We start from the raw sequence: 11,117 nt of genomic DNA, 5'->3' as shown, positions 1-11,117 counted from the left end.
TCTAGCAATAGATACCCCGCAACTCGGATCATGCAGCCCCAAAGGATAACGCGCTTTGCGCCGTACAGGTCAGAGAGTGTGACACCGAGGATAAACATGAAGGTACGCAACCCGATAACCAATCGGATAATGGCGCCGGAAAGCCGCATATTGTCGTGAAGGAATATCGCCATGAAGGGGATGACCGCATAAAAACCGATATTGAAAGCAAATTGGCTGCCCAATAAAACGGGCAGCCGCAGCGTTGTGTCAGGACGAAGGGAGAAAAGAGACATGCCGTCGCATCCTGAACGAAAAAATGAATGTGCTTTTCACCATACACGCTTGTTGTTGGGTGTTGTTGCACTTTTTTTGGGGTTGAAACTGCAGACGCGGTACGCAATCATATGTTTCAATTTGTTTCGAGGAATGTTATGTCTGAATATGCGCTTCTTTTCCTAGGCACTGTCCTAGTCAACAATTTTGTGCTAGTTAAGTTTCTAGGGTTGTGCCCGTTTCTTGGAGCTTCACGTAACATTGAAATGGCTATCGGGATGGGCTTGGCTACAACGTTTGTTATCACATCGGTGTCAATTCTTGCCTGGCTGGCCAACCATCTAATGCTTATCCCTCTGAACCTAACCTATCTGCGAATTCTGGTTTATATCTTGGTGAGCGCTGTGATTGTTCAGTTCACAGAAATGATGATGCGTAAAACCAGTCCAACGCTTTACCGTTTATTGGGGATTTTTCTTCCGCTTATCACAACAAACTGCGCTGTACTCGCAGTACCCTTGATTAGTGGAAACCTCAACCATACTTTTATGCAAGCAGCTATTTATGGTTTTGGCGCTTCAGTAGGATTTTCTGTAGTGATGGTTTTCTTTGCAGCGATGCGAGAACGCCTATCTGTTGCAAATGTGCCAGCTCCATTTAAAGGGGCATCGATTTCACTTATCACCGCAGGGCTGATGTCACTGGCATTTATGGGTTTTGCAGGCTTGGTTGAGTCCTGAAACTTGCCACCATTCTGCATAGACAGAGGTTGATGATTTGAGGTGCTCCTAAAGCCTTTCTACAATCCCACTTTAACTTGTCACCATTAATTACTATCCACGAGATACCCCTGTAATACTTTAGAGCATATGAATGACTTCTCTAAGCCGCACTCATGGGGTCTTTTAGCAATATTCTTGTTCTACATTATCAACAAATATTAAACCAATAGAGTTCGCTGTGACAAAAAACGTCCAACTGGGAAGTAGGGTATGAATGAAGATTTGGCTTCAGTAATTTCGATTGGCAGTATTATGTTGTTTGTCCTGCTAGTAGGCACACCTTCAGTTGTGACTACATACTTGCCATGACAAAAGGTCCCGTAGACCTTACGAGCGTATGCAACTCCGAACACATGCTTGGGCATCAGTACAGCGCCTCAGGGGGACAACTTGATTTTGTCAGGAGTACGTATGCTTCAAAAAGAGGACGCTCTGTGATTGCTACGCGCTCGACCGTAGGCAAAGGCACCATCTCACGTATCGTACCAAGCTTGGATGGCTAGGTCACGACGCCGCGCATCGATACGCACTTCATCGTCACAAAATAACCGGTTGCACCAGGTGGAGTAGAAGTGGGTAATGTGCGGACAAGGTCAGACATTGCGATCTGTCGTGGGCGCATCAGGAAAGCACAACCCGAACGTGGTAGTTCCATACTCGCTACCAACCCGGCACGTTCCCTGATGCAGTTGCATTATCGATCTGACGATAGCCAATCCTAGCCCGCTGGCCTCGGCAGAATTGTGACGTGAAGGGTCCGCACGATAGAAACGGTCAAATATTTTTTCCTGTTGTTGTTGCGGAATCGCTTCTCCCCTGTTGGTAACGTTAACCGATATGCCACCGGGAAATGGAGAGGCAGAAAGGATAATTTCACTGGCCGGAACGGCATGCTTAACGGCATTGGACAGGAGATTCGCCAGCGCGCGACGAAATAGGAGGGAATCAGCATAAACCGTACCACCTTGCCCGACGGTGTTTATCCGAATATTTTTCTCAGCGGCCAGATCTTCAAAATAGTCGCTTATCTGCTTCATACTTGTAGCAACATCAAGTTTGGCTCGATTAATTACCAGCCCTGGTTGCTCCGCCTGAGCCAGAAAAAGCATATTATCAATCATGCGCGACAGACGTTGAAGCTCTTCAAAGTTGGATCCCAATAACCGGTGGTAATAGGCATCGTCCCGCGGCATACTGAGGCCAACTTCCGTTTGCCCCAGCAATACCGTTATAGGGGTGCGTAAATCGTGCGCCATATCGGCGCTAACCTGTTTAAGCTGCTCAAAACCGTTTTCAAGCCTTTCCAACATGGCATTGACTTGTTCAATTAATAGGTCCAGTTCTCTGGGCGCATCGTCGTTAGCAAGCCTTGATGAGAGCGTACGGGTACTTATGTCATTCATTCTATTAGCCAGTCGGTGCAAAGGTGAAACACCGCGACGTGCAAAAAGGTATGCCAGCCCTCCCGAAACCACCGCCATCATCGCAGCGAAGAGTATGATGTTATTGCGATACATCTGCAGTACACGAGCCCGGTCGGTTAATATACGTGCAGAGATTATCTCCAACGGCATCAGCCCACCTGAGGACGGACTCATCTTCGCCATGTAAATGAGTGGCGTACCATCCGGCATCGCAGAATGATGTACCGCTGCCAGTGTCAGACGCTGGCCTTCCGGCACAGGTTTAACAGTAGGAATCTCACGCTCCAGAGGATTAACCTGGAGCAACGTGGGCCCATTAACATAGCGGATGATGAGCAGGGACTCGGTGTTGCCCAGCATATTAGCGAAAAGATGTGGTTTCTCGTTGATTAACTTACGGGCATCGAGATCCTTTAGCAACGTACTGATTTGATCTACCCGTGAAACAAGTGCCGCATCATCACGAAGTGTCAGTTGATGTTCCAGCGCAAAATAAAGCGCGCCGCCCATCATAATTAATGCGAAAAAAGAAAATGACGCCAGCATCGTCGTCAGACGTGCGGTCAGCGAGATACGTTTCAAGCCTCCACCTCACATCTGTAACCAACGCCATAAACGGTATGTATCAGTTGGGTATCGAAGGGCTCATCGACCTTTTGCCGCAGGCGCCTAACTGCCACATCAACGACGTTGGTATCGCTGTCAAAATTCATGTCCCAGACGCGTGAAGCCAGAAACGTGCGTGATAATACTTGTCCCTGATGCTGCAGAAAACACACCAATAACTTGAACTCTTTGCTCGTCAAAGTGATTTTACGCCCTCCGCGTTCACAACGGAATTTCACTACATCCAGCACCAGATCGGCCAGCGATAACACCTCTTCCGATTCTGACGGCGGCTTCCCGCGTCGCAAAATGATGCGTATGCGGGCAAGCAATTCCGCGTATGAGAAAGGCTTGACTAAGTATTCATCCGCTCCCAGCCCCAAGCCGCGTAGGCGATCTTCCAGCGTTCCCCTCGCACTCAGGAAAAGGACCGGCGTCTGGCTAAATGCGCGCAGGCGTTCCATCACGACCCATCCGCTCATTTCCGGCAGCATGACGTCGAGCAGGATCAAATCATAAGTGTTTTCTCTGGCTAAATGCAGGCCGTCGACGCCGTCAGACGCAAGATCTGCCGTATAGCCGACTTCGTTGAGACCCTGGCGTAAATAATCAGCCGTTTTGATTTCGTCTTCGATGATTAAGATTTTCAAAGGCTAACGGTCCTCAGTTGAGAACAGAAAGGGGCGCCTATGGCGCCCATCCTTAGTCATTATGAGAGGAAAAACGGTCAGTTGCCATCTACATGCGCCGCTTTCATGATCAGATTGGCTACCGCTTCAGGTTGAGAAATCATTGAAACGTGACTGGCTTTCAGCTCAATGGTATCGGCATGAATTCGTTTCGCCATAAACCGCTCAAGATCTGTATTGATGGTCCGATCCTCTGTTGATACGGCATAATAGGTTGGCTTGAATTGCCAAGCGGCCTCAGTCGTTCTGGCAGTCGTGATCGCTTTTCCCATCGGCTGCTGAACAGCGTAAAGCGCTTTGGCCTGACTTTCCGGGAGATCGCCTGCAAAGTCATGCAGGAATGCCGACTCGGTTAATTTGGCAAAATTATCCTGCCACACAATGCCTGTAGAAGCCGGGGCCGGGGGAAACCGTTTAGTCAATGCCGGATAATCTTCGTTAGCGGCGGGTGCTCGAGCAGCGATATACACCAACCCTTTGACTTTAGGATCGTTACCCGCCTGGCTGATGACCATCCCGCCATAGGAGTGAGCCACCAGAATAACCGCGCCATTTTGCTGCGCAAGAGTGCGTTTGACCGCGGCGACATCATCATCCAGCGAAGTCGTCGGGTTTTGTACTGAAGTCACGTTCAGACCTCTTGCCTGAAGTATCGGGATGACCTTATCCCAACTGGAGCCATCGGCAAACAGCCCGTGAACCAGCACAATATTTTTTATCTCTGCTTGAGAGTCGCTTTCTTTCTGCACTCCCACCGCTGCATGAGCCGTTGCGCTCCCAAGGCCGTTAAGAGCGAGCAAGGAAATAATAAGCAGGCGATGTAATTTCATGGTCGAATCCTCAGCTAAATGAAGTCAGCGTATTGTATTCAGGCAGCACAAATAAAAGACTGACCAGATGATTACGAAAAAATGACAGGATGACAGGCTTGCAGAAGTCTTCTAGCAATTGTGGGAAAGGTCACGCTATGTCTGAAACTGGACGCACTAGTCCATATTACCGTTTAGATATCATTCCTCCCCCATAACCGCACATAACGCATATACATGAAATTACTAACATGACCTTATACACACTATATTCAGGTATAACCAAATGGGAAACACTGATGATAATATGCGCTGACCATGTAGGATTTTCAGTCAGAGACATTGAAGTATCCGTGCACTTCTGGACTGACGTGCTAGGCGGAAAACTCATTCGTGAAGGTAACATGTCTGGCTCAATTATTGATGAAGTAACAGGGGCGAGGGGGGCCATTGTCCGTATGGCTTTAGTTGAACTAGCTGATGTCAGAATTGAATTATTGCAGTACAAAAACATTGTATTACCAGAAGAAACTCATCCACCATACATTCCAGGCTATGCTCATTTGGCATTAAAGGTTGAAGATCTCAATTCACTATTGGGAAAAATAGCCTCATACGGATGGTTAGCCCCCGGACACCCTCAAGAAATAACCTCGGGCCCGTTACTCGGTACCCGTGTGATATACGTGCAAAGCCCTGATGGGCAGACACTTGAACTCATGGAATCAGCCAAGGGTATATAACAGTCAGCGTGCAGTGACGCATGAAAAACTGTCGCATTAAGGTTTTACCGGGATTGCCCTATGGATAGGGACTCCGCTCCGCCTTCGTCGCAATCCATATCCACGAAAAACAACAGTATTATGATGTCAGGCATTCAATGAAAGCAAAGGATGGGTGTTTTAACCCTGCTTCAGTTGAGTAACTTCACGCCCCTGCGATGCAGGGCATCACACCGGTGCCGATACACAATGCCTGCTCGACATTGTAGCCGGTCTTATGGTATCTAACGCTGTCCAGACTCTTTAAATTAGCGTCCGACCAAAGGCAGATCTTTGAGTGCGGAGCACCTCTACCTTTGCTCTATCCATTTGACTTCCAATCTTTTCTCAGAATCGCGTAAACAAAAGTATTGTCGTATCTTTCCTCACCCTCTTCCGTTCTAAACGCGACGAATTCTTTAAAACACCCTTCCTGTCGCATATGAAGACGATCACAAAGCCTCTGAGAACCAAAATTATAGTCTTCAACATAGGCATAAAGACGTCGGGCTTGTTTTTCAGAAAACAAATAATTAAACAGGGCCGTAACGGATTCCGTAGCATAACCCATGCCTTCATAGCGCTGATTAAAATGCCAACCTACTGACCAAGTATTTCGATCTGGCTCTTCCGCATTGTCTGCGAAGAGGTGTCCAATAACCCTATCATTCTCTTTGAGGCATACAGCAAACTGGCTGGCATCGCGTGCTCTTTTGCGAACTTCATCTTTTGCCTCTTCCAGTGAATTTAACTTTTCGTCCTGAAAGCAAGGAGTACGCGGCGATGACAGGTAATCGAATAGTGCAGAGGCATCTTTGTCATTGAATGCCCGAATAATGAGTCGTGGTGTCGTAGTAACTATCATGGGTCCCCTATATCTTCTAACGAGTATTTACGTATTTTAAACAAGCACACCCCCTGAGATAACGCCAAATTCGCCTAGATAACATTTTCATGCTGAGGTAACTGGCGTCGCAAAACAACATCATCATCGAGAATGTGCGATTCAAAATGGAATGCCCACATCAATATTGGTCATGGCTATCCTTTCAGAAAGAAACCATGATCCTACATATAGACGTAGGATTTATGATCCCGAGGCGAGTGTGTACCTCACCGCCTATTCTACCTTATTTAGTGCAGAGAGCACGGGGGTATATCGCCACCAGATAAGCAGTGCCGCCATGGCGATAATGCTGAGGACACCGAACGCCACTGAAAAAGAGTACCGACCAGCTATCATCCCCGTCAATGCCGGACTCATTGACGCTCCGGCTCCCTGCATAAGCATCACTACGCTCTGACCGGCATTGACATGCCCGCTTCCGCGCAGCAGAGATACGATGAAGCTTGGTACTGCCACACCCAGAATGCCCGCGGCCAGTCCGTCAAGAATTTGCACCGGTATCATCATAATAGGATCTCCGGTAGTTGCTGCCAGAGCAGCACGCACAGGCATTATCAGTAGCGCCAGCATAATCAATCGCCAGTACCCATACTTCTCTATCTGTCCCGAAATCTGAACTGCTACCGGGATCATCACTACCTGGGAAATAATTATAGTGGCTGCGGCATACAAACCCGGGTTAATAGAACCAGGAGTAGAGGCGATCCTCATGCTGAGCATCGGCAGCAACGCTGCATTTGCCAGATGGAACAATAACAGCGTCAACCCTGTAACCAAAAGTGCCGAGTTTTTGAAGAGCACACTGAAATCAGGTACGTGTTGTTGAGTCGGAGATTCCAGTCCTCGTGCCGCGTTGTTGTCTATATCACCGCTGCGTATGGCCATCAGTGCAAGTAGCGTTAACAATGTCGTGCACGCCATGAGTATAAAAATCCCCCCAACGCCCCAGAACCAGGCAAGCCCCCCGGCAATCAACGCAGTTAAAAAGTTACCTGCATGGTTAAATGCTTCATTTTTCCCCACTTGGGCGTTGAATCCATGTTGCCCTGTCAGACCCAGTGTTATACCCGTCATGAGTGGCCCAACAAAAGATGCGCTTATTCCGCTGATAATGAGCAATAACGCGACCATGGCATTTCCATGAGTGAACCATAGCAGAAGTGTCGCCGTAGTAATGACGAGACAGAGCAGAGCCAGAAGCAATCTCTTACGACTGGATTTGTCGGTGATGACTCCCGCAGGGAGTGTCGTCAGCAACCCTGCGATTCCGCCAACGGTCATTAGCAGCCCAATATCATCCGGCTGCCAGTGATGTTGCGTCAGGAAGATCCCCAGAAAAGGTCCCAGTCCGTCACGAACATCAGCGATGAAAAAACTTGTTAGGCACAATGCCTGTAGTGAACGAAGAGACACACATTTTGTTTTTTGCATCATCAGTCCGCATTTCAACAAGAGATCGTGAAATAAAATACCGTCTTGAAGGAGTTACAAAGCGGCTATCCAGCCAATCCCGGTAAATAGATTCATCCTTCATCTTTCATTCTTGTCTGGCAATTGATTTTTATCTTCATACGAGAAAACGCCCTCTCTTCCACCAAGCTTCAGCCCCTCAACACAACGCCTCTCGTGATTCCATCTATGATTGCAAAAGTTACTATAACGTTACGGAATCATATCTCATTGACACTCTATATTGGCCATTGTATAAAACCCCGCTTCAGTAATGAGTTTCATTTTCATTCAAAAAACACCCCGGGTTTTCGAAAACAATTTTAATGAAGGATAGCTAATGAAAAAGGTCATCTGCGCGTTGGGTATAACGTTTGCATCGGTCAGTTCTGCTCTGGCAACCACCTATCCTTTAACCATCGAAAACTGTGGGTATAAAGAGACATTTTCCCAAGCACCTGAACGCGTGGTGGCACTGGGGCAAAATACCGTTGAGATTTTGCTCCTGCTGGGCCTGCAAGACAAGGTCATCGCCAGTGCATTTTGGCCGACCAAGGTGTTACCACAGTTGGCTGAACAGAATGCGAAAATCAAGACGCTGACGGTAGAAATCCCTACCCTTGAATCCGTGCTTGCGCAAAATCCAGACTTCGTTCCGGCTCAGTCACCGCTGTTGCTGGGGTCTGAAAGCAAGGTCGCCAAACGTGAAGATCTGATGACCCTGGGCGTGAACAGCTACGTGTCACCGGGCATGTGCGCCACCAAAAAAGCCACCGGCGATATGTATGGCAGCCGCCAAAAGCTGTGGGATATGACCTATCTCTATAAAGAAATTGCCGATCTCGCCAACATTTTTAACGTTGAAGATCGCGGCCGGGCCGTTATTACCGATTTCAAAAAGCGTGAAGCGAATCTGCGCCAGGAATTCGGTAAAAACAAGAAGGATCTCTCCTTTGTCTTTTGGTTCTCGAGCTCATCCCCCTCAGCTGACGCCTATGTAGGAGGGAAAAACAGCGCATCCGGATTTATCGCGAACGTGCTGGGCGGGCATAACGCCATCACTTCCGAGACAGAGTGGCCGACGGTGAGTTGGGAAAGCATTATCGCGGCGAATCCGGATGTAATCGTGGTCTCCAGTCTGGATCGTAATCGTTGGGCGCTTGACAACGCGGCGGAAAAAATCAAATTCCTAAAAAGCGATCCGGCCGTCAGCCAACTGGACGCAGTGAAAAAAGGTCATATCGTGGTGATGGACGGCCAGGCGATGAACCCGACAATCAGGACGCTCTACGGTGCTGAACAGGTGGGCGAACAACTCAGAAAACTGGGACTGAACTGATGACGACCGCCGTTCTTCAGCCACGCAAGAGGCTGTTTCGGAGCTTCACGATCTTGCTCGCCGTGGCGCTGTTATTCCTGGTGATCGCGCTTGGCGTGAGCCTGGGGGAGCTTTCGATCCCGCTGCAAAGCGTCTTTTATGCCATCAGCAATAAAATAGGGCTGACTGAAATGCCGCTCAGTCGCATCCATGAAAGCGTGATTTGGGATTTCCGTCTGAGCCGTGCACTGGTGGCGGCATGCAGCGGCGCCGGGTTAGCTATTTGCGGCGCCGTTTTGCAAAGCTTGCTGAAAAATGCGCTGGCCGAGCCTTATGTGCTCGGCGTTTCTGCCGGAGCATCGACGGGAGCGGTTTCCGTCGTGGTTATGGGCATAGGCACCGGAGCCGTCTCTCTTTCTGTGGGCGCTTTTGCCGGTGCGTTTGCCGCCTTTGCCTTTGTCGCTTTTCTGACCAACGGCGCGCGCGGCGGAAATGAACGCACTATTCTGGCTGGTGTTGCGGCTTCCCAGCTCTTCAATGCGATTACCGCTTACACCATCAGCACGTCAGCCAGCGCGCAGCAGGCGCGTGATGTGATGTTCTGGCTTTTGGGCAGCTTCAGCGGCGTACGATGGCCTGAATTCCAGCTTGTGCTGGCGGTGGTGGTGATAGGGCTTGCCGTATGCCTTTACTATTCCCAGGCGCTGGATGCATTTACTTTCGGTGAAGATGCTGCCGCATCGCTCGGCATCGCGGTTCCCCGGGTGCGTCTGATTCTTTTTACCGTCACCGCGCTCATCACCGCGACCATCGTCAGTATGGCGGGGTCTATCGGTTTCGTGGGACTGGTGGTTCCGCATGTGATGCGTTTCTTTTTTGGCCCGCTGCACCGGACATTGCTGATTGCCAGCGCGTTGGCGGGCGCTATTCTGATGGTGCTGGCCGACATTGCCTCGCGTCTGCTGATTGCGCCACAAAGTCTGCCGGTCGGCGTGGTGACTGCGCTGGTCGGCGTGCCTTTCTTTGCCGTGATTATTTACCGTTCAAGGAATAAGTGATGAGTATCTCCGCTGACAACATTACCTGGAAGGTAGGCAAAAAGGTCATCGTCAATGGTGTCTCGCTGAGCGTTTCTCGCGGTGAAACCGTGGGGCTGCTTGGCCCCAATGGCTGCGGTAAATCTTCGCTTTTGCGTATCCTCGCGGGCCTGCGTCGCCCGGATGCCGGCCGCGTGACGCTGGACGGGCAAGACATTGCACGTATTGCCAAAAAGCGGCTTGCCCGCCGGGTAGCCTTCGTTGAGCAGCATGGCATGACCGAGGCCAACATGCGCGTTCGCGACGTGGTCAAGCTCGGGCGTATTCCTCATCACTCCGCTTTTTCGAACTGGAGCGCGCACGATGATGAGACCGTCACTGGCGCCCTGCAAAGAGTGGACATGCTGGAAAAAAGCGCTCAAGGCTGGCTGAGTCTCTCCGGTGGGGAACGCCAGCGGGTACACATTGCTCGTGCGCTGGCGCAGACGCCCAGCGAGATCCTGCTGGACGAACCGACCAACCATCTGGATATTCACCATCAAATGCAGCTAATGCAGTTGATCAGCGAGTTACCCGTCACCAGCATTGTGGCCATTCACGATCTCAATCACGCAGCGATGTTCTGTGATTCGCTGATTGTAATGCAGGGCGGGCAAATCATCGCCACCGGGACCCCCGAGGATATTTTGTCGGAAGCGTTGCTCTGGGATGTCTTTCGGGTGAAAACGAAAATCGAGATCTCCCGCTTCCATGGTAAAAAGCACATTCATTTTATCGTTTAGGATGCGACGGCATGTCTCTTTTCTCCCTGCGTCCGGCCACGACGCTTCAGCCGTCCGTTTTACTGGGCAGCCAGTTTGTTTTTAACATCGGTTTTTACGCGGTTGTCCCCTTTCTGGCGATATTTTTGCGCGACGACATGCGGCTCTCCGGTGCCATCATCGGATTGGTTCTCGGATTGCGTACCTTCTCGCAGCAAGGGATGTTCATCCTCGGCGGCGCACTTTCTGACCGGTACGGCGCAAAGGTTATCATCCTGTGCGGCTGCATTGTTCGTGTTGTAGGCTATCTGCTGCTGGC

The 11,117-nt window shown here is 49.9% G+C and carries 11 protein-coding genes and 2 pseudogenes; 7 read left to right on the top strand and 6 right to left on the bottom strand.

The annotated features are described in order from the left end of the window. A pseudogene (locus C9411_RS24925) lies at window positions 1-275 on the bottom strand (MFS transporter); the annotation flags it as partial. A 138-nt stretch (window positions 276-413) separates the two neighbouring features. Between C9411_RS24925 and rsxA the strand changes: the two are divergent. Then, window positions 414-995: an electron transport complex subunit RsxA gene (gene rsxA / locus C9411_RS24920; protein WP_107228129.1), complete on the top strand. Its 582-nt coding sequence runs from the start codon at window positions 414-416 to the stop codon at window positions 993-995. Window positions 996-1,357: 362 nt separating this feature from the next. Further along, window positions 1,358-1,537, top strand: a pseudogene (locus C9411_RS24915) (acetyl-CoA hydrolase/transferase C-terminal domain-containing protein); the annotation flags it as partial. Between the two features lie 93 nt (window positions 1,538-1,630). On the opposite strand, the gene C9411_RS24910 reads toward C9411_RS24915, so the two are convergent. From C9411_RS24910 to C9411_RS24900, 3 genes are all read right to left on the bottom strand, one after another. Beyond that, window positions 1,631-3,043 carry a heavy metal sensor histidine kinase gene (locus tag C9411_RS24910; RefSeq protein ID WP_107228127.1) on the bottom strand — a complete coding sequence of 471 codons (1,413 nt, stop codon included), beginning with the start codon at window positions 3,041-3,043 and terminating at the stop codon, window positions 1,631-1,633. Further along, window positions 3,040-3,717 (bottom strand): heavy metal response regulator transcription factor, encoded by a 678-nt coding sequence (locus tag C9411_RS24905; RefSeq protein ID WP_107228126.1) that lies wholly within the window; start codon window positions 3,715-3,717, stop codon window positions 3,040-3,042. Before C9411_RS24905 ends, C9411_RS24910 begins: the two co-directional genes overlap by 4 nt. 77 nt (window positions 3,718-3,794) lie before the next feature. Continuing rightward, window positions 3,795-4,586 carry an alpha/beta fold hydrolase gene (locus tag C9411_RS24900; RefSeq protein WP_107228125.1) on the bottom strand — a complete coding sequence of 264 codons (792 nt, stop codon included), beginning with the start codon at window positions 4,584-4,586 and terminating at the stop codon, window positions 3,795-3,797. 278 nt (window positions 4,587-4,864) lie between these two features. Between C9411_RS24900 and C9411_RS24895 the strand changes: the two genes are divergently transcribed. Beyond that, window positions 4,865-5,308, top strand: a complete 444-nt coding sequence (locus C9411_RS24895) for a VOC family protein (protein ID WP_107228131.1) — start codon at window positions 4,865-4,867, stop codon at window positions 5,306-5,308. A gap of 340 nt (window positions 5,309-5,648) precedes the next feature. Here the strand turns inward: C9411_RS24895 and C9411_RS24890 are convergent, their stop codons facing one another. Together C9411_RS24890 and C9411_RS24885 are read right to left on the bottom strand one after the other, a co-directional pair. Then, window positions 5,649-6,191, bottom strand: coding sequence for a GNAT family N-acetyltransferase (locus C9411_RS24890; protein ID WP_107228124.1), 543 nt, complete (start codon window positions 6,189-6,191; stop codon window positions 5,649-5,651). 255 nt (window positions 6,192-6,446) lie between these two features. Beyond that, entirely contained in the window at window positions 6,447-7,646 is a 1,200-nt protein-coding gene (locus C9411_RS24885) for an MFS transporter (RefSeq protein WP_107228130.1), read from the bottom strand. 376 nt (window positions 7,647-8,022) lie between these two features. Here C9411_RS24885 and C9411_RS24880 point away from each other — a divergent pair, with 376 nt between their 5' ends. The 4 genes from C9411_RS24880 to C9411_RS24865 form a co-directional block, all read left to right on the top strand. Next, window positions 8,023-9,021 carry an ABC transporter substrate-binding protein gene (locus C9411_RS24880; protein WP_107228123.1) on the top strand — a complete coding sequence of 333 codons (999 nt, stop codon included), beginning with the start codon at window positions 8,023-8,025 and terminating at the stop codon, window positions 9,019-9,021. Further along, on the top strand, window positions 9,021-10,058 hold the full coding sequence (locus C9411_RS24875; protein WP_107228122.1) for an iron ABC transporter permease: 1,038 nt from the start codon (window positions 9,021-9,023) through the stop codon (window positions 10,056-10,058). The genes C9411_RS24880 and C9411_RS24875 overlap by 1 nt, the downstream gene beginning before the upstream one ends. Beyond that, complete coding sequence (locus C9411_RS24870; RefSeq protein WP_107228121.1) at window positions 10,058-10,819, top strand: ABC transporter ATP-binding protein; 762 nt, start codon at window positions 10,058-10,060, stop codon at window positions 10,817-10,819. The genes C9411_RS24875 and C9411_RS24870 overlap by 1 nt, the downstream gene beginning before the upstream one ends. A gap of 11 nt (window positions 10,820-10,830) precedes the next feature. Then, the coding region (locus C9411_RS24865; protein ID WP_146158896.1) for an MFS transporter at window positions 10,831-11,117 on the top strand (287 nt) is incomplete at its 3' end.

Origin of the sequence: Serratia sp. Nf2, from assembly GCF_003028435.1 — a bacterium.
GTDB lineage: Bacteria > Pseudomonadota > Gammaproteobacteria > Enterobacterales > Enterobacteriaceae > Serratia > Serratia marcescens_L.
This window is presented reverse-complemented; position numbering and strand designations above follow the sequence as displayed.

Bases quoted from the DNA above. Each gene is read 5' to 3' on its own strand.
- rsxA (WP_107228129.1), top strand. From the start codon at position 414: ATGTCTGAATATGCGCTTCTTTTCCTAGGCACTGTCCTAGTCAACAAT.
- C9411_RS24900 (WP_107228125.1), bottom strand. From the start codon at position 4,586: ATGAAATTACATCGCCTGCTTATTATTTCCTTGCTCGCTCTTAACGGC.
- C9411_RS24895 (WP_107228131.1), top strand. From the start codon at position 4,865: ATGATAATATGCGCTGACCATGTAGGATTTTCAGTCAGAGACATTGAA.
- C9411_RS24890 (WP_107228124.1), bottom strand. From the start codon at position 6,191: ATGATAGTTACTACGACACCACGACTCATTATTCGGGCATTCAATGAC.
- C9411_RS24880 (WP_107228123.1), top strand. From the start codon at position 8,023: ATGAAAAAGGTCATCTGCGCGTTGGGTATAACGTTTGCATCGGTCAGT.
- C9411_RS24875 (WP_107228122.1), top strand. From the start codon at position 9,021: ATGACGACCGCCGTTCTTCAGCCACGCAAGAGGCTGTTTCGGAGCTTC.
- C9411_RS24870 (WP_107228121.1), top strand. From the start codon at position 10,058: ATGAGTATCTCCGCTGACAACATTACCTGGAAGGTAGGCAAAAAGGTC.